This window comes from Pseudomonas sp. DR 5-09 (genome assembly GCF_001655595.1).
Taxonomy (GTDB): domain Bacteria; phylum Pseudomonadota; class Gammaproteobacteria; order Pseudomonadales; family Pseudomonadaceae; genus Aquipseudomonas; species Aquipseudomonas pharyngis.
Genome location: NZ_CP011566.1, coordinates 5,040,660 through 5,066,292, shown reverse-complemented (window position 1 = coordinate 5,066,292; position 25,633 = coordinate 5,040,660). Strand labels below are relative to the sequence as shown.

The window sequence follows — 25,633 nt, the reverse complement described above, 5'->3', positions numbered from 1 at the left end:
CAAGCACACGACGCATATTTCCAGCCAGACACCGATATTCCACCCAGTGAGAACCTTGTGGGAGCTGGTGTGAACTCAAGTAATTGTCATCCCCCAGAAATGACTAAGCCCGGCCGAGGCCGGGCTGTGAAGGCGGTGCGGATATTCAGCTGATGGCTGCGGCAGTGCCGGTTTTATCGAAACCGTCGGCAGCGATGGCGTTGGCAGTACCGGTTTTATCGAAACCGTCGGCAGCGATGGCGTTGGCAGTACCGGTTTTATCGAAACCATCTGCGGCGATAGCGTTGGCAGTGCCGGTCTTGTCGAAACCATCCGCAGCAACGGCTTTGCCGACGTTGGTCTTGTCGAAGCCGTCAGCAGCGTAGGTGCCGGTGTGGCTGGTTTCGATGGCGGCGCTGGCGCCGGAAATGAAGTCGGAGGATTTGGTTTTGTCCGAGCCATCGGCGGCGAAGGTGTTGGCGGCCAGTACGGACAGGGTCAGGGCGAGGATCAGTTTGGTTTTCATGGTCGTTGTCTCCGGGTTCGTTGGCGATGTGTTTCGCATGGGGTTCATGCTACGCCAACTAAATTGATTAAAAAGCGCAAAATAATGCTAAAAACAATCGATTAAATTGATATTAAGGGCGACGCATTCAATTCGCTTTCGTCGTCGCAGCGAGCGTCGCGCAGTTAATCGATCAGGTAGGTGCAGGATGCGGCGGGGGCATTAACCGGTGATTAATCGCCGCTTTTCGTTTGTGTGACAGATTTTTCATGGATTCCCGACCGGTTTTTCACCCGCGCAACGCCAGTCTGCCCACGGCCATAAAGCCAAAAACCGGCCGTCACCCACTGGAGCGTTGCCTGCGATGAACAAACTGCCTCAAATCACCCTGGCCTTCTGGGTCATGAAAATCTGCGCGACGACCCTGGGGGAAACCGCGGGGGATTTGCTGTCGATGACCCTCAATGTCGGTTACGCCATCAGCTCGCTGATCCTGATCAGCGTGTTTGTCCTGACGCTGATCGCGCAACTGATGTCCAAGACTTACAAACCGCTGCTGTACTGGATCGTGATCCTGTCGACCAGCACCGCCGGCACCACTATGTCGGACTTCATGGACCGTACGCTGGAACTGGGTTACGCCACAGGTTCCATGATCCTGATCGCGATCCTGCTGGCGATTTTCGCGGTGTGGCGCCTGAGTGGCGACTCGCTCAACGTCACCAAGGTGCAGAGCTTTCGCGGCGAGATGTTCTACTGGATGGCGATTCTGTTCTCCAACACCCTGGGCACCGCGCTCGGCGATTACCTGGCGGACGACTCGGGTCTGGGCTTTGCCGGTGGCGCGCTGTTGATCGGCTCGGCGATTGGCGTAGTCGTGCTGCTCAAGTACTTCACGAAGATTTCGACGGTGGCGCTGTTCTGGGTGGCGTTCGTGCTGACCCGGCCCTTCGGCGCGACCTTGGGCGACCTGATGACCAAGTCCCATGAGAAGGGTGGGCTGGACTTTGGCACCATCGGTTCGTCGGCGGTGCTGGCGGGGATTCTGCTGGTGATGATTGTCGGCGCGTCTTTTGCGCAGAAACGTTATGGAAAACCGGCGATTGCCGAGTCGGCATGAGACCGAGGTGACTCCAATCGCGAGCAGGCTCGCTCCCACATTGGATCTGTTGGAGCGAGCTTGCTCGCGATGGGGCCAGAACAGCCACCGTTGCGGTGGCTGCAGAAACCCGATCAGTCAGTGACGATGCGCGAGTGTTTCTGGGTGTCTTTCATGGTGATGTACACCAGCAGGGATACCGCGATGCACGCGGTCACGTACCAGTAGTAACCGGTTTCCATGCCGATGCTCTTGAACCACAGCGCGATGTATTCGGCGGTGCCGCCGAAGATCGACACGGTCAGCGCGTACGGCAGGCCGACGCCCAGGGCGCGGATTTCGGTCGGGAACAGCTCGGCTTTCACCACGGCGTTGATCGAGGTGTAGCCGCTGACGATGATCAGCGCCGCCATGATCAGGAAGAACGCGCCCCACCAGGTCTGGATGGTGTGCAGGGTCATCAGGATCGGCACGGTGAAGATCGTCCCGAGCACGCCGAAGGCGATCAGGATCGGGCGACGACCGATTTTATCGGACAGGCCGCCGATGATCGGTTGCAGGCACATGAACAGGAACAGCGTGGCCGCCGAAATGGTGGTGGAGTCGGAGATGCTCATGCCGACGGTATTCACCAGGTATTTCTGCATGTAGGTGGTGTAGGTGTAGAACGCCAGCGTACCGCCCATGGTCAGGCCGACCACGGTCAGCAGTTCCTTCGGATGACGCAGCAAGGTGCGCATGGCGCTTTCCTTGGACTTTTCCTTCTTGGTGAACGACTCGGTTTCTTCCATGCCACGACGCAGGTACAGCGCCACGATTGCACACAGCGCGCCGATGGCGAACGGAATACGCCAGCCCCACGCGTACAGCTCTTCGGTGGTCAGGAACTGTTGCAGCACGATCAGCACGCCCAGCGCGATGAGCTGGCCGGAAATCAAAGTCACGTACTGGAAGCTGGAGAAGAAGCCGCGACGATCCCTGGTCGCCATCTCCGACAGGTAAGTCGCCGAGGTGCCGTATTCGCCACCGACCGACAGGCCTTGCAGCAGGCGGGCGAACACCAGCAGGATCGGCGCGCCGACACCGATGGTTTCATAACCCGGGCTCAGGGCGATGATCAGCGAGCCGAAGCACATCAGGTAAACCGAGGCCATCAGGGCTTTTTTGCGCCCGACCTTGTCGGCGTACAGGCCCATCAGCCAACCACCGATCGGGCGCATCAGGAAGCCCACGGCGAAGATCGCGGCGGTGTTGAGCAGTTGGGCGGTGGTGTCGCCTTTGGGGAAGAAGGCTTTGGCGAAGTACAGCGAGAAGGCGGCATAGACGTACCAGTCGTACCACTCGACCATGTTGCCGACGGAACCGCTGAAGATCGACTTGATGCGACTGGCGGTGGTTCGTTCTTTGGCCGGCACGGCAGCCGACCCAAGGGGCAGGGTGTTGGAGTTATCCATTGAAGGATCCTTCATTTAATTGTTGTTGTGGAGCGCGTTGAAACGCAGCCTGCGAGGGCTATAGCAGGAGCTGTGCCAACGGGGAGAGGGCCGGTTTAGAGGGGGGAGGTGGATTTTTTGAGCGGAAATCCGCTCATTGTCGGTGGCGATTGAGCAGAAAGTTGCCGAGATTGCTGGCTTCGGCAACTCCTCGCATGATGAACATGGCTCAGTTGAAACCGCGTTGAGTCCGGGCGTGAAGATTCCTCAAGTTTGAAATGGTTGCGTTTGTCGCATCCGCCACGCTTTGGTAAGTATCCCCCGGTGCGTTCCCGAAGAATTTGCTGAGCATTCGATAGGTATGAATCGAGTCGCGGTTGGCGGTATCGAACGCCGTGTTCACTTCAGCCAATCCTCTTTCCAATACATCAATCAAAGCGGGTATGTACTGATTAAGCAGTTCGATTTTCTCTTGCAGCGCAGGAGTCATTCCGTCCTTGGCTCTTTCGATCTCGTACATGATTTCGACGGCGCCGACCAGGGTGCTCATAACGGCACCGATCTCCCCGGATAGCGGAGACTCATGGGCCTTCATTGCAATGGATATGAGCGGAGACGAGGCTTCCTTGGTTGCCTTGAGCACGTTGAGTTCGGTGGGAGCCATGACGCCCTCAAACGTTTTCTTGTATTTCATGTGAGCGTAGCCTGACAGCGAGACGGTTTTGTATTCGCCTTTGCGCACAATGCTTTCCGGATTCAGTTTTCTGGATTTGAGTATGACTGACGTCGATAGGCCCTGCTGTTCCGCAACATAGTCGAATGCCAGACCGGTCGTCGTCTTGGCTAACATCCCAAGAACGATGGCGAACGCGGTACCGACGGGGCCCGCGACCGCGCCCAATGCACCTGCCACTGCGCCTACGCCGATCCCGACCACGTAACTGGTCACTTGTTTTACGACGAAGGTGCCGGTGCGCTTGACGGCGTTACCGGTCAGCGCATTTTGCGACTGGAGATTGTCGAGTTGTGATTCAACGGCGCGGATCCGCAGGTCGGTTACCTCGAGAATTTTCATATGCCGGACAACCGCGTGTGAAAGCGCCTTGTTGGCTGAGAGGGCCTGTTGAGCCGCAGCGCTTTGCGCTTTCCTTGCATCGCGTTCTTGCGGCGTTTCGTGGAACAGGGAACGTCCCTGTCCATCGTTATCGATAAAACGGATGGGATTGTTGCCTGTGAATCCGTAAAGATTCGGCCCGTCGACCACCCCCGCCGGATCGCTGCTTATCCAGCGTTGCAGCCAAGGCGCGTAGTACCGCGCGCCATAGTAATACAGGCCGCTTTCATCCATTTCCTTGCCTGAATAGCGAACGAACTTGTAGGCCAGTTCGATTACCGAGCGTGCGGCCATCCATGCCGTTTCGCCAAACGAGTAAAAGCCTTCGTTGCTGATCAATTGCGCCAGGTGATCGAGCTCCATCAGGCACGAACCCAGGTGATCATCCAGCGTGAAGCGCAATTGATCCTGATCGACACCGGCGGGTGCGCGCGCGACCCAGTGAAGGCACCGTACAGTGCCGATACCGATGTTCAGCGTGATGACATTGAGTTCTTCGCCATTGTCTTTGCACCGGACTTCCAGCCCCGGCAGGTAGTAAACATCGTGGTAGTGGCTGTTCGAGGCCGAGTAGGTCGCGTGGCGTTTGTAAACTCGCGAACCCTGACTGTAGCGATAGAACTCAGTGTCGTCGGGAGCCGAATCGCGATGTACCAGAGTGACGCACTCCAGTTGGTCGAAGGAATCCCATTGAAGGGGATTACCAGGTTGCAGGGCCAAGAGATTGCCATGACGGTCGAAGAGAGTGCCGAAATCGGGGGCAGGGTCGCCGCAGGCCCGGCGTACTCCCCGGTTGCTGCCGGGATCGATGGACATTTCGCGGGTATGGTTGTGGCCATCACGCACATGCCGGATCCGGTACAGATTGTCACCGGAGTCATAGGAATAGGTTTGAATGTAGTTACGCCGGTCTTTGGGATCGGTGGGGTGCGGTCGCCCCGGGTTGTCTTGAGGCGCCGCGTCATCGTAACCGCTGGCGCTGCGCAGTCTGTTCAGAGAGTCGTACTTGAATTCGCGCTGACCATCGACTCGTTGATTGGCGAAGTAATGTGGCGTGAACACATGATCGAGAATCCGGGTGATGTTACCCACCCGGTCATATTCATATCCGAAATCCTGCAGTGGCGGCAGCGCATTCACCCGAGCCGATTGACGCAGCAGACGCAGGCTGGCCGGATCATAAAACCAGCGTCGAGTCACGCCGTTGCCCGCCAATTGTTCAATGATGTGCCCGGCCGCGTCATATTTCGCATCCTGCAGGACTGCCTGCCAGCGAGTCTGTCCTTTGATCTGAAGCTGTACGTGATTGATCTGTCCAGCGATGTCGTAATTGAACAGTTGGCAGTGTCCGCCGCCGTCGGTCTGCTCCAGCACGCTGCCGTCTGGACTGTGGAGACGGCTGCTGGTGAACACCTTGCCATCAAAGTAAGTGCGGGTTTCGCGCAGTGATGTACCCAGCGTCGAGTAACTGTCGAAAATCAAATGCCCTGACGAATCCTTCCGTTGGATCAACTGGCCACGCAGGTTGAAACCTGTGTCGGCCGATGCGTCTGCGTAGACGCAGGTCTCAATATCGGGTTGGGTGTTATGCGCCACGGCCACCAGGCGAAGTTGATCGTCATAGGTACTTTGCCAGTGACTGCCGCGCTCGTCCCACTGCTGCAAGGGTTCCCCCCCCGGACCTGGCAGACTCAGTCGCCAACCGGCGTCCACACTGTCGACTTTCAACGGCTCTGCGGCCAGATTGAGAACACTTGAGATATTGGCAAGGGCAAGACGCGGGTCACGCTGCTGCACCCTCTGGCCGGCCGCGTTATGTTGCTGTCGCGTGATCAGGGGCGTTACAGATTCATCGGCAACCGTACGCAGGTACGCGACCTGACGAATCACAAGGCCACGGCTGTCGTGGACAGACAGCGAGGGTGTGCACCAATGGGGGGAAGTATTCATGCCCTTGTGCCTCTCCCGCACGGCAGGACGTAGAGGCCTCAGTTTAGGCGTTACGCAGTACCGCGTAACCTGACAGATCTGACAGTGGAGCGCCCTTTAGACTTTGTGTTTCATTACGGCACAAACATCTCGCGGGTCAGCCCATGGCGCTGCATCTTTTCATTGAAGGTGCGACGCGGCAGTTGCAGTTCTTCCAGTACGGCTTTCACATCCCCCTTGTGCCGGGTCATTGCAGCCCGCAGGCACTGCGCTTCAAATGCCTCTTGCTGCGCCGCCAGCGATTGGCCGGGATCTATGCCCTGCACCGGTTCATCCAGCCCCAACACCTGCCGTTCGGCCACGTTCGCCAACTCGCGAACATTACCCGGCCAGTCATGGCTGAGCAGGTGGCTCAACTGCGCACCACTGAGCGGCGGGAACGTCCGGCCCAAACGCTGGGCGGCGCTCTGGGCGAAGGACTCGAACAACAACGGAATGTCTTCGCGACGATCACGCAGCGGCGGCAGGCGCAATTCGGCGACGTTCAGCCGATACGCCAGGTCTTCGCGAAAACGCCCGGCCCGCGCTTCGTCCAGCAAATCGGGTTTGGTCGCGGCGACGATCCGCAAGTCCACGCGAATGCTCTGGTTTGACCCCAGCCGTTCCAGTTTCTGTTCCTGCAACACCCGCAGCAGTTTCACCTGCTGGGCCAGCGGCATGCTTTCGATTTCATCAAGAAACAGCGTGCCGCCATCGGCGTATTCCAGCTTGCCGATGCGCTTGCCGGACGCCCCGGTGAACGCGCCGCTCTCGTGCCCGAACAACTCGGCTTCGAACAGTTGCTCGGGGATCGCCGCGCAGTTCAGGGCCACAAACGGCTTGTCGGCACGCGTGCCGAAGTCGTGCAGGCAGCGGGCGACCAGCTCCTTGCCGCTGCCGGTTTCGCCACGGATCAGCACGTTGACCGGCAGCGTCGCCAGATCGAGTACCTGTCGGCGCAAGGTCTGCAAACCACGGGACACGCCGAGCAGCGTCGCGTCGAGTTTGGCGCGGTTGTCGGCCTGCTCGTGCAGGGCGCGGTTTTCCAGCACCAGCCGACGCTTGTCCAGCGCCCGGCGCAGGCTGCCGAGCAGGGTCTCGGGGCTGAAGGGTTTTTCCAGAAAATCGTAAGCGCCGTCGCGCATGGCTTCGACCGCCATCGGCACATCGCCGTGGCCAGTCAGCAGAATCACCGGCAAATCGGGATCCCGGCGCTGCACTTCGGCCAGCAGTTCAAGACCGCTGAGGCCCGGCATGCGCACATCGCTGACAATCACTCCGGCAAAATGCGCGGGCAGCGCCGCCAGGCATTCCTCGGCGCGGCTGAACAGCTGCACCTCGAACCCGGACAGGCTCAGCCATTGTTCGACGGCATTGCGAATGCTGCTTTCGTCATCGACCACCATCACCGCGTTGAGCATCAGATGTGCGCCTCCAGATCGATCGGCAAGGTCAGGCTGAACACCGCGCCGTTGTCGCCATTCTCGGCGCACAGGCGCCCGCCGGATTCATGGACGATGGCGAACGATACTGCCAGCCCCAGACCCAGCCCGTCACCCACAGGTTTAGTGGTGAAGAACGGATCGAATACCTGCCCCAGATGTTCTTCGGCGATGCCGCCGCCATTGTCGATAACGCTAAGGCGCCACAGTTGCTCGTCGGTTTCCAGGCGGATTTCCAGACGCTTGCAGGGCTTGCCCTGCATGGCATCGAGGGCATTGCGCAACAGGTTGATCAGCACCTGCTCCAGACGGATCGCATCGCCGCGCACCCAGGCCGGACGGGTCAGGTGCAGCACCAGACTGACCTGTTCATCGCGCAGGCGCGCATCGAGCAATTGCAGGGCCTGATCGACCACCGTCGCCAAGTCCAGCCGTTCGCGCAAGCCGCTGGGGCTCTTGCGGGCGAAGGTTTTCAGGTGGCCGGTGAGAGCGGCCATGCGCGTGAGCATTTCATCCACCGGTTTGAGCGCCTTGTAGGCGTCGTCGACCCGACCGTGATCGAGCAGCAGTCTCAGAGTTGCAAGCTGCATGCGCTGGGCGGTCAGCGGCTGATTGATTTCGTGGGCCAGCGCGGCGGACATCTGTCCCAGTGCCGCGAGTTTGGCCGACTGCACCAGACCGTCCTGCGCCGTGCGCAAATCCCGGGTGCGTTCCTCGACCAGTTGCTCAAGCTCTGCGCGGCTGCGCTGGCGCATCTTCGCCAGACGCCAGCGCTGATTGAGAAACAGCAACAGGAACACCAGCGCCAGCCATACTCCGGCAGCGGCGAGCCCGGCATTGCGCTGGTCTTCAAAGGACAATTGCGGGCGGCGCAGCAGATGCAGGGTCCAGTCTTCGGCGGTCAGCGGCAGCGATTCCCACAGGTAATCCGCCGTGCCTTGCGGGCCTTCGACGCGGCGCAGATCACTGTTGTCATCGAAGCTGCGCAGCGCCAGATGCGTCAGTGGCACCAGCGACTGTTTGTCGTATTGGCGGGTGGCCTTGATCTCGCGGTAATCGGCCGGGCTCAGCGGGTGCAGCAGGCGATAGCGCCAGCCGGGCTGGTTGGCGATGAAGATGATCCCGCGCGCATCGCTGACCAGCAGGGTGTCACTGCCCTGGCTCCATTCGCGTTCGAGTTCGGGGAATTCGAGCTTGACCACCATCGCCCCGAGGAACTCGTCGTTATCGCCGAGCACCGCGCTGGACAGGAAGTAACCGGGAATGCCGCTGGTCACGCCGACCGCGTAGAAACGCCCGGTGCCCTGGGTGCGGGTCTGGCTGAAATAGGGGCGAAAGCCATAGTTGTGACCGACGTAACTGCTGGGCAGGCGCCAGTTGCTGGCGGCCACCGCGAGGCCGGTGCGGTCGAGCAGTTCAAGGGTCGAGGACTGTGCGGCTCCGTTGATCTTTTCCAGCTTCAGATTGAGTGCCGTTTGCTGTTCGGCGCTCACGGGACCGGCCAGCGCCGCACGCAGCTGCGGGTCCAGTGCAAGCACGGCGGGCAGGGCGCGGTAGCGGTCGATCAGGGTGTGCAGCGAGTTGGCATACAGCGCCAGTTGCTGATTGGCCCGAGCCGCGTCTTCTTCCAGCGCCTGGCGCTCGGCGTGGCGGATCGCAAGCGTTGCAGCAAGGGCGGCACCGGCGATGATCAGCAGGGTGTACAACGACAGACGCAAGGTACGGGAAGTCGGCAGCATGCTGAGAAAACTGAGGGTGAAATGGGGTTGGCACCATACCACGAGGCGTCGTTCCACTGTGTCCTACACCGCGGTAATCCTCGCGGATCTGGAGTGCAGCACCGCCCGCAGATCCTTGAGTTCACCAATGCGTTTTTCAGTCTTCTGTCTGATGCGCTCCAGCGAGCGTCCCAGCAACTGTGTTTCTCCTGCCAGAGTTGCTCGTTCGATCAATCGTTGTGAGCCAACCTGCAGCAAATCCATCAGTCCAGTGATGTCTGAATCCAGAGCATCTTCTTGTTCTTGCGTAAGGTTTTGGCCAATGGCTTTGACCTCTTTAAGAATATCTTGTGTCCCTGGAATCGCCTTTATGCCCGGCCCTACATACGGGACCTTGCCCCCCCAAGGCCCACCCAATGTCCTTTCTGGGTCTCGATATCCGGTGCCCCGTTCTGTTCAACGGTCAACGGGCGCAAATGATTGTCGTAGGTCGTGAGCCAGTGATTGCCCCGTGCATTCCAGCGCTGAAGTTCCTCTCCCGATTGACCCGGCAGTACCACGCTCATGCCGGCATCGACACTCTTGACCTTGAGTGGCTGGCTACTCAACGCAAAAACGGTCACCTGACTGGCAATGGACAGGCGCGGATCCTGCTTCTCGAGCAGATGCCCGGCTGTGTCGTGGCGCAGGCGGGTGATGAGTGTTTCCACAGGGGCATCGGCGATAGCGCGCAGATAAGCAACCTGGCGAACGGGCAAGCCTCTGCTGTCAGTCGCTATCACCGAAGGGGTGTGTCGATGGGCTTGGGTGTCCTTCATCGCCACTTGCCCATAGGTTTACCCTTGCGTGCCCGGTCTGGTCACCTGCCGGTTGTTATTTGTTCTGCTGTTTGTGTGCAGTTTGCCTTCCATAGGTCCTGAGCATTTGTTTTCTGTCATCGATAACGTACAAGGCTCTTTCAGTGAGTGCGTGCAGATTCTCGCGTCGGACAGACCTGGCTTTTTGAGTGCCGACTCTCCTTTGTGCCAGGTCGAGTACAAAATCGAGATCCGAGTTGTAGAACTCGTTGACCCCAAGCTCGCTGAAGGCTGTCTGGCCGGCGTTGGATACGCCGAGAATGTTTTCACGCAATGCGTCGAGCGCATTCAGCTCGGCTTCGATTTCCTGTGAAAACATGCCTTCTTCGGCCCTGCTCCCCTGTTCTGCCACTTTACCAAGCTCTATAAGTTCTCCTAATCCGTAGAGTTGTGATCCCCCGGTGGCGGAGATGGCATTGACCGAGGCTTCGATGGCGTCCTTTGGCTCAAAGGATCTGATGTCCATGAACGCATCGAGGGGACCACTTTCTACTCCTCTCGCCTGGTTCGAGATTGCATCAGCGGATATATCGGTTTTGCGGGGTATCAAAGGGTTGGAAACGTCCTGGAAGGCTGAAAAAGCCAAATCGACCACTTTAGCGGAGTGTTCAGCAGTGAAGTTGCCAATGGTCAGCCCCTTGACTTCACTCACCATTGACGAAAAAGGATCTCCTCCTGCTAATTTTTCCACTGCACTAAAAAGATCGTTTGTGGAGAACCAACTGGCAACGACTTTGGCGACTTGTACGAGAAATTTTGCAACTATGACGGTACGCAACCGTCTCCGACTCGAAAGGTTGTCAATCTGTCGTTCGAGGATATCCATTTCACTGTTGGCAACACTCAGGAATTTCATCGAGTAGGCAGCTTGAGCTTTCAGCTCTGCCCGCGTCCTGGTCTGTCCGCCAGTGTCGACGTACGTCATCGGGTTGTTCCCGACAAACGCATACCGGTTCAGCCCGTCCTCATCACCCACCGGGTCAGAGCTGGCCCAGCGTCCCAGCCAAGGCGCGTAATACCGCGCTCCATAATAATAAAGCCCGCTGCAATCCATCTCCTTGCCCGAGTAGCGGATGAACTTGTAATCCGCCTCCACGAGTTTGTCTGCGACCATCCACGCGGTTCCGCCCAATGCAAAATAGCCTTCCTGGTTGATTAGCCGCGCCTGTTGATCGAGCTTGGTCACGCTTGAACCCAGATGATCCGTCAGGGAATAACGCATCTGATCCGCATCGATGCCGGGCGGTTTGCCAGCGACCCAATGCAGGCAGGTCACTTCGCCGACGCCCGTGCTTACAGAAATCCGGTGCAGTTCTTCACCCGAACTCTTGCTTCGGATTTCCAGATTGTCCACATAGTGCACCTCCTCGACATGGCTGACCTTGCGGGTGTGGGTCTCGTATCGTTTGTAGACCCTGGTGCCCTGGCTGTATTGATACATTTCCTGGTCAGGCGGACCGCTGGCATGTTCCGCCAGGGTCAGTGACGCCAGTTGATTGCGGCTGTTCCACTGCATGGGCTGACCCCGCTGCAGGGCGAGCAGATTGCCGGCGGGGTCGAACCATTCGGGAAAGATCGGTTCCGGATCGCCCGTTTTCCAGCGCACACCGCGGTTGCTGTCCGGGTCGATGAACATCTCGAAGGTATGGGTACTGCCGTCGCGGACATGGGTGAGCAGGGTGAGGTTTTTGCCTTTGTCGTATTCGAAGGTCTCGACATAGTTGCGCCGGTCCCGTGGGTCGGTTGGCTGAGGCCGGCCCGGGTTGTCCCTGGGCGGGGCGTCGCTGTACCCGGTGGCGCGGATCAGCTGATAAGTCGTGTCATAGTCAAACGTGCGCTGGCCGTCGACCCGCTGGTTGCGGAAAAACGTCGGTGTATAGGTGTGGTCAACAATGCGGGTGGTGTTGCCCACCCGGTCGTATTCATACCCGAAATCCTGAATCGCCGGCTCTGAAGCCTTTTGCGCGTACTGTCGCAGCAGGCGTCCGTCGGCGTCCCGGTAACACCAGCGGTTGGTCACGTCGTTGCCGAGCTGTTGTCTGGTGATCTGGCCGGCGGCGTTGTAATCCGCACCTTTCAAAACCGGCTTGAAGGCTTGTCCGTTGAGTTGCAGTTGTACCTGGACGAGTTGCCCGGCGATGTCGTAGGTCGACTGTTGTAGGTGCCCGCCGGCGTCAGTGGTTTGCAACAGTGCGCCGACGGCGCTGAAGACCCGACGGCTGGTGCAGGTTTTGCCGTCCTTGAAGGTGCGGGTTTCTTCCAGCGTCTGCCCGTGCATGCCGAAGCTGTCGAGGTCGAGCGTGCCCGATGGATCGCTCAGTGCCGTCATTTGCCCGCGCAGATTGAGCGTCGGGTCGGCCGATGCGTCGAGGTAGCGAAAGGTTTCAAAGTTCGCTGCACCGTTTTCTGTGACGGCCAGCAGACGCAGTAGTGGGTCGTAGGTCATTTCCCGGTGATTGTCGTTGGCATCCCAATGGTGCAGAAGTTGACCGCCGGGACCTGGCAGCACAGTGTCGTTGCCAGCGTCGACGTTATGAGTTTTGACCGCCATGCCGTCCAGCCTGTGAACCATGGTGCTATTGGGCGTGGGTAGACGCGGATCGCGCAGCGCAACCAGTCGGCCGGCAACGTCATAGTGCTGTCGGGCAATGAGCGCCTGCACATCCTCGCCGGCAACCCTGCGCAGGTAGTCGACCTGTCTGATGGCCTCGCCGCGCGGGCCGATGACGGCCAGCGATGGCGTGTGCCAATGCACACTGGCGTTCATGGCTTGACCTTCTTCGCCGGTGTGTCGTCGGTGTCGTTGAAGTCATAGCTGAGCTTGAACCATGGGTGCAGGATATCGAACGCCAGATGGCCGAGGGCATTGATGGTCTTGATCGGCCGCCCCAGGGCGTCGTAGAACATCCGGTCGTGGTAGCCGTGCTCACGCATCGCGCTGTCATTGATGTAGCGATGGGTGTTGAGGAAATAGGGGCGGTAAACGCGGATGGTTTCGCCTTTGTGGTTGTATTCCACACGACCTTGTACGCGCCAGCGTTGAACGGCCGGCATTTCGAGCGGCCTGCCATCGGCGCCCGTCTCGAGGTTGTCCTCATGCGTGGCCACGAAGGCATCGCCCGGCGGGACGAGTTGTTTGCTTTGCAATTCGCGGCCGAAGCCGTCGATGTAAGCGATGACCATCTGAATCAATTGCAGCGGGTCGGTGTGGTAGCGGTCGGCAACCAGATTGAGACTGTGCACCGGTTGCCGCTTGGCCGTGCGGATGATCTCGAACAGTGTCTGTTCGCTGGCTGTGCACTTTTCCCGCTGGTTCAGCCAGCGCAGGGCCGAGGCGCGAATATGGCCGTCGGGCAGGATCAGCCCTTTGGCGATACATTCGTTTCTTTTGAGCGGCAGCGTTCCGGGCGGTAGCAATGGCATCCAGCTGTGCAGTTCCGTACGCACCACACTGGCGGCGGATGCCAGCACTTCTTTTGGATGGGCGAGGGCGTACTCGACGCTCAGATCTGTCTGCTCGGGGTACTCGGCCAGTGGCATGAAGCCAGCCGGTTTGCCTTCTTCCGTACCATGAAAGCTGTGCACCATGGGCTGGCCGCCTGGCTCGTAAAGCACTTCATGGATGTTGTTGTTGGCGTCCGTGATGCTCAGGGGCTGGAGCGTGTGAAGGTCATGAGTGATTGACGTCGTGCAGCCATCCGGGAGGGTAATGGCAATGGTCAGCAGGTGGTTTTCGTCCCGGGTGATGTGCGTCACGCCATGGCTGGCGGTCTGTTGCACATCGGTGACGTGGTAAAAACCGTTGGCGCCGGTGTAGGTGAAAAATCCGCTGTCGGCTGACCACAGGTTTTTCAGGTCGTCCTCCACCGGGTCATCGGGGAAAAACACATTCATGGACCTGTATCCGATCGTCTGCAATTCTGCGCGAATGGCAAATGGCGGCGGGATGTCGTCGTATGCCGACAATGCCTTCTTGTCGAATACGGCCTGTTCCGTCGGCCCGGCCAGCGGCGGGTAATGGAGCTTGCCGTCGGCCTCCAGATACGTTTGCTGCGAGAGCGAAGTCAGTTCACGGGCGGCGGTCCACTGGGCGCTGTCCATATGTCGCGTGAAGCTTTCAAAACTGATGTCCTCCGGGCGCAGTCCGCCCGGCAGCGTACCCTTGGGCAGCTTCAGCGCGTTGCTGCGCTGGCGCCAGGGCAAACCGAGCAGGCGATGGCCGTCTTCAGTCAAATGCTTGAACCCGGCACGGGTTTCCGTCAGATAGAAACACTGCTGTTGCTCATCGTGGCTATCCATCCAGGCTTGCCGTTGATCCTCCTGGTCGAAGGGCGGTTCGTCGGTCTCGGTGCGGCGACGCGCGCAGGCGACAGTAAAACCGTGAGTCAACTGGCCGTACTCGTCCCACTCCATATTGACCACATGCTGGCAGAGCGGGTCGTCCATGACGCGCTCGTATTGATGGCTACGGGTTTCCTGTTCAAGCACCAGCAGGCTCGAAGGTTTGTCCAGGACTTGCCGGACCCGATAGCGATGTTCGGTCAGGGAAAACAACCGCGTGGGCTCGGGGTCATCAGCCTGGGACACTTCGCTGCGCAGCAGTTGGCCGCTGAGGGCACGAGCGATTTCATTTTCTTCGACGGGGTAAGGCTTGCGAATTACGTCAGTGCCTTTGACTGCGTTGAAACGCGAATACACGGTGGCGCCCAAGGGGAGGGCGTCCGGATCCAGCTCACAGATGTTCTTGAGGGACATGTCAATGCATTGGCCGGTATGAAACCAGTGCGTCACGCGCATCGGCGCCGTGTGGCCGCTCTCGGCCTTGCCCGGTTCCAGTTCGCTGTCGATCTGACAGACCCGGCCGAAGCCGCGAAATTCACGTTCCCTACCGTCGTAGTTACCCTCGAAATACTCGAATTGCTGACTCAGCTGATTGCCGGTGATTTCGTCCAGTTGTTGCAAGCAGCGGAGCACCGTCTGCGGAAACGGCAACCGGCACACCGGACGTCTGCGCGCCATCAACTCCAGGCGTTTCTCGTCCAGCCAGAATTGCGCACTGCTGCGATGTTGCAGCGTAGCGCTGTAGCCCATGTTGTTGTTGCAACCGGTGAGCAGGTATGGCCTTGCATTGACGAAGTGATACACCCAGTGCTGCGGTTTCATGTGCGGCTTGGTAAACAGCAGGCTGGCGCAGCCAATGCCTTGCAGATCGGCGAAGGTCACCTGGCAGAGGTTGTCGTAGCGCACGCCCCTGGGCCACTGGACGACTTCCGGGACTTGCGCAAAGGCGTTGCCACCGTAATTCCAGTAGATCTCGAAGTGATCGGAACAGAGCTTGATCAACGCAGGCGCGCCGGAACCGTCGAGATCGGCGAAACGAATGTGATCGGCATTGAAGTGCTTGTATTCGAAAGGCAGAGCGCTGATTTCGACACCCTTGCCGAATCTGCCATGACCCAGATTGGCCCACGCTTCGATCTTGTCGTGGCGAACCCTGCACAGTCCCGAGCGGTCGCTGGCGTGCAGGTTGGCGAACATCACCAGTTCGGTGAGGGCTGGGCCGAACAGCGGCAAGCAATCCGGGGTCGGGGTATGCGGTACATCCTTGCCGGGCGCGAATCCTTTTTCCCGCACATTGGCGTACACCCGTACGCTGTTCGGGCCGATCAGCGCAATGTCGTCCAGACCGGCGCCGCTCAAGTCGCCCATCTGGGCCAGTTGATGGAAATATTCCACGGGGAACTGGCTGAACGGTTTGAACAATGACCAGCTGCCATCCGGGTCGAGCGTGTAATACCCACTGCCACCGGGCTGGGCAACGATCCAGTCCAGACGGCCGTCACCGGTGAGATCGGTAAGAATCTGCACCACCTGTTTGCTGCTGTCGGCATTCGGGATCAGCGGCAGCAGGGTCCAGGGGCCGTAGACGATTTCGTCTGTGCCGGGCATGCCGCGCAAGGGTTCGCGGTAGTACCAGCCACCGTCGTACCGGCAGAGAAAACCGGGCAGGCCTTCGCCGTAAAGATCGACGCAATGGTAAGGCTGACCGTCATTGAGGCCTGGCATCGTGTCGAGTGCCAGAAAGGCCTGGGGAAATGGATTGGGCTTGAACAGTTCATAGAAGTACTCCAGCGGGGGAAAGTGTTTGATATGCCCCTGCGCGTCGTAATTCATGTAGTGCGCGGCGCTCAGGTGGTTATAGAGCAGCGCCGTGGCCTGGTGCTCCAGCAACAGGCGATTGACCAGCACCTTCTCCGGGCCCGTGTTGTTGAACAACAGGAACTGCCTGCACAACCGTCGGCTACCGACCTCGAAGCCATAGCGATGCATGCGAAAAGGGTCTGAGCGCAGTGGCCAGGCGTGTTCGTCCGGTGCCTTGAACGGCGGAACCGCATCGAGCCCGGTGTCACGTTCTCCGTAGTCCACGATCAGCCGGAACAGCCACTCCAGATCCTGCGGTTGCGCGTGGTCCAGGCACAGCAGGTCGGCACTGGCGGTCTTGTTGCAGTAGCAGACCTGCCGCAGGTAGCGCTGGGCCCGATAATCAAAGCGTGGGTCAACTTCGTTGTCGTCGCGCTTGTACTCGAAAAAGATGTTTTCTCCCACCGCATTGCGGATTTCCACCAGCAGCCACGCGGCGATGTGGCCCGGGATTTCAGGATCGCAGATGCACGAATCCGGCGTGATGCCATAGCACTGTTGCGAGCCGTCGGCACGCGCGATTATCCAGAAGGGGTTGCCATCGTCAGGTGTCCAGAGTTCGTAGCGGTCGAACGTACTTTGCAGGCGAGGAATGTAGCGAACCACCGAAAACTCTCTGGCCCGCCTCCCAATACCGAGGGTGCGTCGGGTCGACAGGATCTTGTCGTCAGCCGTCAGTTCGGGTCGCAGATCCGTGCCGTCGGCCTGCATGATGTCGGCGTCTTCGTATTTCGGTACGCCTTTGCTGGTCTTGCGCGAGATGGCCGCCAGCGGCAGATCCCAGCCGAGGCCGCACGTCCCGTTGCCCGCATTGCCGTCGTAGACCAGTTGCAACTCGGGATTGAGGCTGCGCGCGTCCAGGCTCGGCAACGGCAGCGTGTAAGACCGTTGCCCGGTGACACCGATCTCCCCCCAACTGCGTCCGTTGGTGGCAATGGACGCAGTCCTGGCGATGGAGGGAGGAGTGACGAGCGCATCTGCATCCGGGACCATGGCAGCGCAACCTGTAAACGTCGAGGTTCCACGCTAACAGAGGGCATCGGGCGTGACACCTGTCAGATCTGACAGGTGCCGACTGACGGCAGGCAAAAAAAACGGGCGGTCATTGCTGACCGCCCGTTTTTTCCGAAGCCGATGAAGCGCTTACTGCACTTCTACCGCCAGGCTTTCGCTGATCTTCTGTTGCCAGATCGCAGGACCGGTGATGTGTACCGATTCACCTTTGCTGTCCACCGCAACGGTGACCGGCATGTCCTTGACCTCAAACTCGTAGATCGCTTCCATGCCCAGTTCGGCAAACGCCAGAACCCTGGACTTCTTGATCGCTTGCGCCACCAGGTAAGCGGCGCCGCCGACGGCCATCAGGTACACAGCCTTGTTGTCCTTGATCGCGTCGATCGCGGTCGGGCCGCGCTCGGACTTGCCGATCATGCCCAACAGGCCGGTCTGCTCGAGGATCTGACGGGTGAACTTGTCCATCCGCGTGGCGGTGGTCGGGCCAGCCGGGCCAACCACTTCGTCACCGACCGGATCAACCGGGCCGACGTAGTAGATGAAGCGACCTTTCAGATCAACCGGCAGGGTTTCGCCCTTGTTCAGCATCTCGACCATGCGCTTGTGCGCGGCGTCGCGACCGGTGAGCATCTTGCCGTTGAGCAGGACGGTTTCGCCCGGCTTCCAGCTCTGCACGTCTTCCGGGGTCAGAGTGTCGAGGTTGACGCGACGGGCCGACGGACCGGCTTCCCAGACGATTTCCGGGTAGGCGTCCAGCGGTGGCGCCTCCAGCGAAGCAGGGCCGGAACCGTCGAGCACGAAGTGCGCGTGACGGGTGGCGGCGCAGTTCGGGATCATGCACACCGGCAAGGAAGCGGCGTGGGTCGGGTAGTCCATGATCTTCACGTCGAGCACGGTGGTCAGGCCACCGAGGCCCTGGGCGCCGATGCCCAGCTGGTTGACCTTCTCGAACAGCTCCAGACGCATTTCTTCGATGCGGTTCTGCGGGCCACGGGCTTTCAGCTCGTGAATGTCGATGGATTCCATCAACACTTCCTTGGCCATCACAGCGGCTTTCTCGGCGGTGCCGCCGATGCCGATGCCCAGCATGCCCGGCGGGCACCAGCCGGCGCCCATGGTCGGAACGGTCTTGAGTACCCAGTCGACGATCGAGTCGGACGGGTTGAGCATGGCCATTTTCGACTTGTTCTCGGAACCGCCACCCTTGGCCGCCACGTCCACTTCCACGGTGTTACCCGGAACGATGGAGTAGTGGATGACTGCCGGGGTGTTGTCCTTGGTGTTTTTACGCGCACCGGCCGGGTCGGCCAGGATCGAGGCACGCAGGACGTTTTCCGGCAGGTTGTAGGCGCGGCGCACGCCTTCGTTGATCATGTCGTCCAGGCTCATGGTCGCGCCATCCCAGCGCACGTCCATGCCCACCCGCACGAACACGGTCACGATGCCGGTGTCCTGGCAGATCGGCCGGTGGCCGGTGGCGCACATGCGCGAGTTGATCAGGATCTGCGCCATCGAGTCACGGGCCGCTGGCGATTCTTCGCGCAGGTAGGCTTCGTGCATCGCCTGGATGAAGTCCACGGGGTGGTAATAGGAAATGAACTGCAGGGCGTCGGCAACGCTCTGAATCAGGTCGTCTTGCTTGATCACGGTCATGAGTCGCGCTCCTCTAAAAGACGGGAACATTCAATAAGGTGCCTGCGGCTTGGGTGCATCGGTCGGTCGCAGACACCTTTCAAGGCACGCCGGGGCTGCTGGCGCGACGCTAAAAAGGCGCGGCAGTATACCGCGCCTCGGTGGCGGGCACATCTGCCGGGAGTCATTCGTTGGTCGCATGGCTGCAGGTTTTTGACGCCAAATACCCGGCCCGAAAATCAATGGTCATTTATCGCCTGCGCCACTAAAGTGGCAGCCGGTCTGTAGGGTAGGACACTCGGTCAGCCTCTTATCGCACGGTGAGTCAACGATTGACCCATAACGCCATTCAACGTCTTTTGCTCAAACGCTTCGCCCTCGCTGCAGCCACCTACGGATTGGCTTTGCTGCTGCTGTGGCTGGCGTATTTCACCGGTCACTACAACGATTCACTGGCCGGCGTCGCCGTCGGCAGTGCCCTGGTTGTGATCAGTCAGGCGGTCCTGTTCGCCCTGTTCTTTTCCGGCTGCAACCTGCGCTTTTCCGACCCTAGCCTGACCGAAGCCCAAGTGCTGCTGGGCCTTGGCTGGCAGACGTGGCTGATTGCTCATCTGGAGGAGGCCCGGGGCGAGTTTCTCGTTTTCTATGTGCTGGTCCTGCTGTTCGGCCTGTTCCATCTGTCACAGCGGGCGTTCGTACGCTGCGCGATGCTGGTGTTCTTCAGCTTCTGCGCCATCACGCTGTGGGACGGTTACCACTTCCGTCTGCACGATCCGGCGCTTTCCGCGTTGCAGGCCTGCATCCTGCTGATCGTGCTGGCCTGGCTGGTGATCTATGCGCGTTTCGTCCAGACCTCGCGCCAACGCATGCGTCAGCGCCGGTTCGCCCTGCAGGCGCATCAGGACACCCTGCGCGGGATGATGCGCCAACTCGAAGACCTTGTTGCCACCGACGAGCTGACCGGGCTGTTCAATCGCCGGCATTTCCTGCGTCTGGCCACCCGCGAGTTGAATGCGATGGAGCCCGACGTGGTGCACGGTCTGGCACTGATCGACCTCGACCACTTCAAACGCATCAACGACATTCACGGCCACGCCGCTGGCGATCAGGTGTTGCAAGCCTTCGCCGGAGTCGCCGGGGCCTGCCTGCGCGACGGCGATGTGCTGGCGCGTTATGGTGGTGAAGAATTCGTGGTGCTGCTGCCCGATTGCAACGCTGAAAGCCTGACCGCCTGTTGCGAACGCCTGCGCATCGCCTTCACCGACGTTGAACTGGTGGGCCTGAATGTGAAAAACCTGAGCCTGTCCGCCGGCATGACCTTGCTGGAACTGGGCGACGATCTGGACGACGCCTTGCAGCGTGCCGATCAGGCGCTGTACCGGGCCAAGCGTGACGGGCGTAACCGTTGCGCGGCGGCATGGGAGAACGTCGATGCCTGAACTGCGAGTGGGTGAACGACAGTGGTCGGTGGCGTCGGGCAGCAACCTGCTCGATGCCCTCAATCAGAACGGCGTGGCGGTGCCTTATAGCTGTCGCGCCGGCAGTTGCCATGCGTGTCTGGTGCAATGCGTGCAGGGTTTGCCCGCCGACAGTCGCCCCGATGCCCTGAGCGCCGAACAGCGTGATCAGGGCTGGCGGCTGGCATGCCAGTGCCAGGTGATTGAGGATTTGCAGGTGCACACCTTCGATCCCGTCACCGATGGTCGCCCGGCCACGGTCGAGGCGCTGGACTGGCTCGGCGACAGCGTGTTGCGTCTGCGCCTGATAACCCAGCGACCGTTGCGCTACAGCGCCGGTCAGCATCTGGTGCTGTGGGCGGGCCACATTGCGCGGCCGTATTCGCTGGCGAGCCTGCCGGAAGAAGACCGTTTTCTTGAATTCCATCTCGATTGCCGCGAACCCGGTGAATTCAGCGATGCCGCGCGGCGCATGCAGATCGGCGATCCGATCCGGCTCGGTGAACTGCGTGGCGGCGCGCTGCATTACGACCCGGACTGGCACGACCGGCCGCTGTGGCTGCTTGCCGCCGGCACCGGACTAGGCCCGTTGTTCGGCGTGTTGCGCGAAGCCTTGCGCCAGGATCATCGGGGCGCCATCCGCGTCATTCACCTGGCCCATGATGCCGACGGGCATTACCTGGCCAAACCCCTTGAAGCACTCGCTGCTCAGCGGGAAAACCTCAGCGTCGAACTGTGGACGGCGGCCGAGTTGCCGGGCGCTTTGGCGCAACTGCGCCTTGTTTCCCGGCAAACCCTGGCCTTAGTCTGCGGCTCGACGGCCAGCGTCGACGCGTTTGCCAAGCGTCTGTTCCTGGCCGGACTGCCGCGCAATCAACTGCTGGCCGATGTCTTCCTGAGCCGTGGTTGAGCGCTGATTCTTCAGACGCGAGACACACCATGACCGACGCCATCCTGCTGCACCGCGAACGCGGTTTGCTGACCCTGCGCCTCAACCGCCCGGACAAGAAAAACGCCCTGACCCGGGCCATGTACAGCCAGTTGGCCGAAGCGCTCAAGCAAGCCAATCACGACCCCGAAATCAACGCCGTGCTGATCACCGGCAGCGCCGAGTGCTTCACCGCCGGCAACGACATCGCCGACTTCATCCAGCAACCGCCGAGCGACCTCGACAGCCCGGTGTTTCACTTCATGCTCAACTTGCTTGAATGCCGTAAACCGGTGATCGCCGCCGTGGCCGGGGCGGCGGTGGGGATCGGCACGACGCTGTTGCTGCATTGTGATCTGGTGTACGTGGCGCGGGATGCGCGGTTGCGCATGCCGTTCGTCAATCTAGGGTTGTGCCCCGAGTTTGGCTCCAGCCTGATCCTGCCGCGCTTGCTCGGGCAGGCCAAAGCCTCGGAGTTACTGCTGCTCGGTGAAGGCTTCACGGGTGAGCAAGCCGCGCAATGGGGGATCGCCACCGAGGCGCTGGGCAGCGGCGAAGCCGCATTGACCAAGGCGCGGGAGATGGCGCTGCGGTTTGACGAGTTGCCGGCCGAGGCGGTGCGCATCAGCAAGCAATTGATGCGCGCGCCGGATCGCGAGTTGATTCGCAAGGTGATCGAGGAAGAGGGCGCACTGTTCACCCAGCGGCTGCGCTCGCCGGAGGCGCTGGCGGCGTTGACCGGGTTCATCAAACGGCATTGAGATATCCGCCGACCGCTCCGCGCATCGATCGCCCCCGCACTCCGCGCATCGACCGCCGCCGCACTCCGCGCACCGATCGTTCCCACGCTCCGCGTGGGAATGCAGCCCGGGACGCTCCGCGTCCCATGCCGAAGCGGACGCGGAGCGCCCATTGAGGCATTCCCACGCAGAGCGTGGGAACGATCAACGTAGTAACGATCAACACTCCTGAAATGAAAAAGCCCCGCCATTCAAATGGCGGGGCTTTTCGTTTTCAGCAGCCGGTCACTCAGACCTGCGGATCGCCCACGTGCAGGATCTTCATGCCGTTGGTGCCGCCGGTGGTGTGGTAGCTGTCGCCCTTGGTCAGGATGACCCAGTCGCCTTTTTCCACGACGCCACGCTTGGTCAGCTCGTCGATGGCCTTCTGGCTGACTTCGTGCGGTTCCAGCGAAGCAGGGTCGAACGGAATGGTGTAAACGCCACGGAACATCGCCGCGCGAGCCTGGGCTTCGCGGTGCGGGGTGAAGCAGTAGATCGGCACCGAGGAGCGGATACGCGACATGATCAGCGGGGTGTAGCCGCTTTCGGTCAGTGCGATGATCGCCTTGACGCCCGGGAAGTGGTTGGCGGTGTACATGGTCGCCAGCGCGATGCTTTCGTCGCAGCGCTCGAATTCCTTGCCGATACGGTGGCTGGAGGTCTTGCTGGTCGGGTGCTTTTCAGCGCCGACACAGATGCGCGCCATCGCCTGCACGGCTTCCAGCGGATAAGCGCCGGCAGCGGACTCGGCAGACAGCATCACGGCGTCGGTGTAGTCGAGCACGGCGTTGGCCACGTCGGACACTTCGGCGCGGGTCGGCATCGGGTTCTGGATCATCGACTCCATCATCTGGGTCGCCACGATCACCGCCTTGTTGTGGCGGCGTGCGTGCAGAATGATTTTCTTCTGGATGCCCACCAGCTCGGCGTCGCCGATTTCCACACCGAGGTCACCACGGGCAACCATCACCGCGTCGGAAGCCTTGATCAGACCGTCGAGGGTTTCGTCGTCGGCGACGGCTTCGGCGCGTTCGATCTTCGCCACCAGCCAGGCGGTGCCGCCGGCTTCGTCGCGCAGTTGACGGGCGTAGTTCATGTCGGCGGCGTCACGCGGGAAGGACACGGCGAGGTAGTCGACTTCCATTTCAGCGGCGAGCTTGATGTCGGCCTTGTCTTTTTCAGTCAGGGCCGGCGCGGTCAGGCCGCCACCGCGACGGTTGATGCCTTTGTGGTCGGACAGCGGACCGCCGATGGTCACGACGCAGTTCAGCTCGGTGGCGGTGGCGGTTTCAACGCGCATGACCACGCGGCCGTCATCGAGCAGCAGCTCGTCGCCCACGCCGCAGTCCTTGACCAGGTCCGGGTAGTCGATGCCGACCACTTGCTGGTTGCCTTCGGTCAGCGGATGGCTGGTGGAGAAGGTGAACTGGTCACCGATCTTCAGCTCGATGCGCTTGTTGGCGAATTTGGCGATACGGATTTTCGGGCCTTGCAGGTCACCCAGCAGGGCGACGAAGCGACCGTGCTTGGCCGCGAGGTCACGCACCAGCTTCGCGCGAGCCTTGTGCTCGTCGGGGGTGCCGTGGGAGAAGTTCAGACGGGCGACGTCCAGGCCAGCCAGAATCAGCTGTTCGAGAACTTCCGGCGAGTTACTGGCCGGGCCAAGGGTAGCGACGATTTTGGTACGACGGACGGACATGCAAAGACTCCTCAGGTTCAAGCGCCAGCGAAGGCTACTATGCTCGAAGGGTGTAGTCATTGTTCGTTTGCACTACTTAATACTTTCTTTATTGAACACGGCAACTTTGGGACAAACGCGCCTGAAGATTTCCGACCAGGGGTCGATACAGAGCACAAGACAGGAGAACCCCCATGCGATTCGTGCCCATTGCCGCCCTTGCCCTCAGCGTCCTCGCCGCTTCGGGCTGCACCCGTTGGTCGATGAACCATCATTTGAACAACGCCTACAGCGCCTATGACCGGGGCAATTGCGAGCAGGTGATGCTTGAACTGTCCAAGGTCGAACGCGCCAGCCGCGCCCGCCCTTATGTGTGGCCGGAAGTGTCGATGATGCGCGGCCAGTGCCTCGAACGGCAGAAAATGTTCGTCGATGCGGCGCAGACCTATCAGTTCATCATCGCCTCGTACCCCAACAGCGAATACGCCTACCGCGCCCGCGCGCGTCTGGAAACCCTGCAGAGCTTGGGTCACTACCCGACGCGCAGCGCTGCCGCCGTGGTACGTCCAGCCCGGTTCTGATGGCGGTTGCCATACAAAAGCTGGCTGCTTGTATAGGGTGAGCTATAGTCGAATGACACCGGTGCAGATCGATATCTGTACCGGCGCAACACCTGCGACTGGCATGAGATGCGCGTAGCGAGCGTCACACCGGGTGCGGGGAGAGCGAACCTGACGCACAGGTCCGTTCCGAAGCGAGAGTGCGGCTCTGTAATGGAGCCTTGCATGGCGAATTGCTTATGTTTACCGACCGTCGAATCGAACGGCATCAGCTGCCGTATTTTCTGCGAGTATTCAACAGCGTCACCGACAAACCCATCGGCTTTCTGGGCAACGTGTCCGAAGACGGTTTGATGCTCATCAGCCAGTTGCCGATGATGATCGGTGCCGAGTTCAACCTGCGCCTGAAAATTCCCTTGGGCGAGGGCTGTCAGCAGGTCATCGACCTCACCGCGTGCTGCCTGTGGTGCCACGAAGACGCGACCCCCCGACACTACGACGCCGGCTTCAGCCTGTACCGGACGCCGCCCGAGTATGGGCAACTGGTCGAGGCGTTGAAGCAGTACTTCAGCTTTCAGCCGTTGCCGGCCTCGGCTTGAAAACCAAAAGGGCCACAACCTGCCGAAGGTTGTGGCCCTTTTTCTTACTCGTTTATCGCAATCGCCCGTTCGTTATCCAGTGTCTTCTCCACCAGCAACAACCCCAATTCACTCAACTGATAGATCGCCATCGCCAGATGCCGCGGCTTGTCGTCCAGGCTGTCGGCCAGATCCAGCAACAGAATGCTGACCGAGGAAAAGGTTTCGTAGGTCTGGATGGCGATGGCTTCCGGGTTGATGTCCGGATCGACTTTGAACATCTGCATGCCACGATCCACGGAGTTGCGTGATTTTTCAGCTTTGGGGTTGAGGTAAAAGTCGAGGGCCCGATGGGCCGCGTCGTGGAGTTTTTTTGAATCGACGGAGGCGTAGGGGGAGACCGGATCGGTTTGATCAGTCTTGTCAGTTGGATCGATATCCGAAGGCGGATTTGGTGTAGCTTTGAACATACCTAACTTCCTAATAAGTTGGGCTGTTACCGCTTCGCGACTAAACGAGGGGGTGGCAGCTGTAAGCAGGTTAGTCGACCGGGGAAGTAGGCTTTTCCGGCGTGCCCGGGGGCACCCTGCTCACAGCCACCATCGAGTGCATGGATAGGGAATACCCGACTGGACGATGCGTTTGCAAACCTATCTTACCTCGGGCGACTAAACCCGGCCGCTGATTG

At 60.2% G+C, this 25,633-nt stretch carries 18 protein-coding genes; 6 read left to right on the top strand and 12 right to left on the bottom strand.

Annotated features, from left to right (window positions below):
* Positions 1 to 145: 145 nt before the first annotated feature.
* Positions 146 to 505 carry a hypothetical protein gene (locus PDR5_RS22730; RefSeq protein ID WP_064599067.1) on the bottom strand — a complete coding sequence of 120 codons (360 nt, stop codon included), beginning with the start codon at positions 503 to 505 and terminating at the stop codon, positions 146 to 148.
* 343 nt (positions 506 to 848) lie between these two features.
* Between PDR5_RS22730 and PDR5_RS22725 the strand changes: the two genes are divergently transcribed.
* On the top strand, positions 849 to 1,604 hold the full coding sequence (locus tag PDR5_RS22725) for a COG4705 family protein (protein ID WP_064599065.1): 756 nt from the start codon (positions 849 to 851) through the stop codon (positions 1,602 to 1,604).
* A gap of 113 nt (positions 1,605 to 1,717) precedes the next feature.
* Here the strand turns inward: PDR5_RS22725 and PDR5_RS22720 are convergent, their stop codons facing one another.
* The 9 genes from PDR5_RS22720 to PDR5_RS22680 all read right to left on the bottom strand — a co-directional run bounded on the left by PDR5_RS22720 (position 1,718) and on the right by PDR5_RS22680 (position 18,983).
* Positions 1,718 to 3,037: an MFS transporter gene (locus PDR5_RS22720; RefSeq protein WP_064599063.1), complete on the bottom strand. Its 1,320-nt coding sequence runs from the start codon at positions 3,035 to 3,037 to the stop codon at positions 1,718 to 1,720.
* A 208-nt stretch (positions 3,038 to 3,245) separates the two neighbouring features.
* Positions 3,246 to 6,080, bottom strand: a complete 2,835-nt coding sequence (locus PDR5_RS22715) for an RHS repeat-associated core domain-containing protein (protein WP_064599060.1) — start codon at positions 6,078 to 6,080, stop codon at positions 3,246 to 3,248.
* A 113-nt stretch (positions 6,081 to 6,193) separates the two neighbouring features.
* Positions 6,194 to 7,519 carry a sigma-54-dependent transcriptional regulator gene (locus PDR5_RS22710; RefSeq protein ID WP_064599058.1) on the bottom strand — a complete coding sequence of 442 codons (1,326 nt, stop codon included), beginning with the start codon at positions 7,517 to 7,519 and terminating at the stop codon, positions 6,194 to 6,196.
* Positions 7,519 to 9,279, bottom strand: a complete 1,761-nt coding sequence (locus PDR5_RS22705) for an ATP-binding protein (protein ID WP_064599057.1) — start codon at positions 9,277 to 9,279, stop codon at positions 7,519 to 7,521. The genes PDR5_RS22710 and PDR5_RS22705 overlap by 1 nt, the downstream gene beginning before the upstream one ends.
* Positions 9,280 to 9,342: 63 nt before the next feature.
* Positions 9,343 to 9,522 (bottom strand): hypothetical protein, encoded by a 180-nt coding sequence (locus PDR5_RS29930; RefSeq protein WP_172829504.1) that lies wholly within the window; start codon positions 9,520 to 9,522, stop codon positions 9,343 to 9,345.
* A 116-nt stretch (positions 9,523 to 9,638) separates the two neighbouring features.
* Positions 9,639 to 10,076: a hypothetical protein gene (locus PDR5_RS22695; protein ID WP_064599053.1), complete on the bottom strand. Its 438-nt coding sequence runs from the start codon at positions 10,074 to 10,076 to the stop codon at positions 9,639 to 9,641.
* 55 nt (positions 10,077 to 10,131) lie between these two features.
* Positions 10,132 to 12,882, bottom strand: a complete 2,751-nt coding sequence (locus PDR5_RS22690) for an RHS repeat-associated core domain-containing protein (RefSeq protein ID WP_064599051.1) — start codon at positions 12,880 to 12,882, stop codon at positions 10,132 to 10,134.
* Positions 12,879 to 17,309 carry a SpvB/TcaC N-terminal domain-containing protein gene (locus PDR5_RS22685; protein ID WP_064599049.1) on the bottom strand — a complete coding sequence of 1,477 codons (4,431 nt, stop codon included), beginning with the start codon at positions 17,307 to 17,309 and terminating at the stop codon, positions 12,879 to 12,881. The genes PDR5_RS22690 and PDR5_RS22685 overlap by 4 nt, the downstream gene beginning before the upstream one ends.
* A gap of 150 nt (positions 17,310 to 17,459) precedes the next feature.
* Positions 17,460 to 18,983 (bottom strand): fumarate hydratase, encoded by a 1,524-nt coding sequence (locus PDR5_RS22680; RefSeq protein WP_064599048.1) that lies wholly within the window; start codon positions 18,981 to 18,983, stop codon positions 17,460 to 17,462.
* A 311-nt stretch (positions 18,984 to 19,294) separates the two neighbouring features.
* Here PDR5_RS22680 and PDR5_RS22675 point away from each other — a divergent pair, with 311 nt between their 5' ends.
* Genes PDR5_RS22675 through PDR5_RS22665 form a run of 3 tightly spaced genes read left to right on the top strand, consistent with a single transcriptional unit; the run spans position 19,295 to position 22,108 of the window.
* Positions 19,295 to 20,401: a GGDEF domain-containing protein gene (locus tag PDR5_RS22675; protein ID WP_064599046.1), complete on the top strand. Its 1,107-nt coding sequence runs from the start codon at positions 19,295 to 19,297 to the stop codon at positions 20,399 to 20,401.
* Positions 20,394 to 21,329, top strand: a complete 936-nt coding sequence (locus tag PDR5_RS22670) for an iron-sulfur-binding ferredoxin reductase (RefSeq protein ID WP_064599044.1) — start codon at positions 20,394 to 20,396, stop codon at positions 21,327 to 21,329. The genes PDR5_RS22675 and PDR5_RS22670 overlap by 8 nt, the downstream gene beginning before the upstream one ends.
* Positions 21,330 to 21,358: 29 nt before the next feature.
* A complete protein-coding gene (locus PDR5_RS22665; RefSeq protein ID WP_064599042.1) occupies positions 21,359 to 22,108 on the top strand; it encodes an enoyl-CoA hydratase-related protein in 750 nt (249 codons plus the stop codon).
* Between the two features lie 268 nt (positions 22,109 to 22,376).
* On the opposite strand, the gene pyk is transcribed toward PDR5_RS22665, so the two are convergent.
* Positions 22,377 to 23,828, bottom strand: coding sequence for a pyruvate kinase (gene pyk, locus PDR5_RS22660; protein WP_064599041.1), 1,452 nt, complete (start codon positions 23,826 to 23,828; stop codon positions 22,377 to 22,379).
* A 173-nt stretch (positions 23,829 to 24,001) separates the two neighbouring features.
* Here pyk and PDR5_RS22655 point away from each other — a divergent pair, with 173 nt between their 5' ends.
* Positions 24,002 to 24,388, top strand: a complete 387-nt coding sequence (locus tag PDR5_RS22655) for a tetratricopeptide repeat protein (RefSeq protein WP_064599038.1) — start codon at positions 24,002 to 24,004, stop codon at positions 24,386 to 24,388.
* Positions 24,389 to 24,606: 218 nt separating this feature from the next.
* Entirely contained in the window at positions 24,607 to 24,966 is a 360-nt protein-coding gene (locus tag PDR5_RS22650; RefSeq protein WP_007951248.1) for a PilZ domain-containing protein, read from the top strand.
* A 44-nt stretch (positions 24,967 to 25,010) separates the two neighbouring features.
* Here the strand turns inward: PDR5_RS22650 and PDR5_RS22645 are convergent, their stop codons facing one another.
* Positions 25,011 to 25,415, bottom strand: coding sequence for a DUF6124 family protein (locus PDR5_RS22645; protein WP_011335674.1), 405 nt, complete (start codon positions 25,413 to 25,415; stop codon positions 25,011 to 25,013).
* Positions 25,416 to 25,633: the final 218 nt, after the last annotated feature.

Bases quoted from the DNA above. Each gene is read 5' to 3' on its own strand.
- PDR5_RS22730 (WP_064599067.1), bottom strand. From the start codon at position 505: ATGAAAACCAAACTGATCCTCGCCCTGACCCTGTCCGTACTGGCCGCC.
- PDR5_RS22725 (WP_064599065.1), top strand. From the start codon at position 849: ATGAACAAACTGCCTCAAATCACCCTGGCCTTCTGGGTCATGAAAATC.
- PDR5_RS22720 (WP_064599063.1), bottom strand. From the start codon at position 3,037: ATGGATAACTCCAACACCCTGCCCCTTGGGTCGGCTGCCGTGCCGGCC.
- PDR5_RS22715 (WP_064599060.1), bottom strand. From the start codon at position 6,080: ATGAATACTTCCCCCCATTGGTGCACACCCTCGCTGTCTGTCCACGAC.
- PDR5_RS22710 (WP_064599058.1), bottom strand. From the start codon at position 7,519: ATGCTCAACGCGGTGATGGTGGTCGATGACGAAAGCAGCATTCGCAAT.
- PDR5_RS22705 (WP_064599057.1), bottom strand. From the start codon at position 9,279: ATGCTGCCGACTTCCCGTACCTTGCGTCTGTCGTTGTACACCCTGCTG.
- PDR5_RS29930 (WP_172829504.1), bottom strand. From the start codon at position 9,522: ATGGATTTGCTGCAGGTTGGCTCACAACGATTGATCGAACGAGCAACT.
- PDR5_RS22695 (WP_064599053.1), bottom strand. From the start codon at position 10,076: ATGAAGGACACCCAAGCCCATCGACACACCCCTTCGGTGATAGCGACT.
- PDR5_RS22690 (WP_064599051.1), bottom strand. From the start codon at position 12,882: ATGAACGCCAGTGTGCATTGGCACACGCCATCGCTGGCCGTCATCGGC.
- PDR5_RS22685 (WP_064599049.1), bottom strand. From the start codon at position 17,309: ATGGTCCCGGATGCAGATGCGCTCGTCACTCCTCCCTCCATCGCCAGG.
- PDR5_RS22680 (WP_064599048.1), bottom strand. From the start codon at position 18,983: ATGACCGTGATCAAGCAAGACGACCTGATTCAGAGCGTTGCCGACGCC.
- PDR5_RS22670 (WP_064599044.1), top strand. From the start codon at position 20,394: ATGCCTGAACTGCGAGTGGGTGAACGACAGTGGTCGGTGGCGTCGGGC.
- PDR5_RS22665 (WP_064599042.1), top strand. From the start codon at position 21,359: ATGACCGACGCCATCCTGCTGCACCGCGAACGCGGTTTGCTGACCCTG.
- pyk (WP_064599041.1), bottom strand. From the start codon at position 23,828: ATGTCCGTCCGTCGTACCAAAATCGTCGCTACCCTTGGCCCGGCCAGT.
- PDR5_RS22655 (WP_064599038.1), top strand. From the start codon at position 24,002: ATGCGATTCGTGCCCATTGCCGCCCTTGCCCTCAGCGTCCTCGCCGCT.
- PDR5_RS22650 (WP_007951248.1), top strand. From the start codon at position 24,607: ATGTTTACCGACCGTCGAATCGAACGGCATCAGCTGCCGTATTTTCTG.
- PDR5_RS22645 (WP_011335674.1), bottom strand. From the start codon at position 25,415: ATGTTCAAAGCTACACCAAATCCGCCTTCGGATATCGATCCAACTGAC.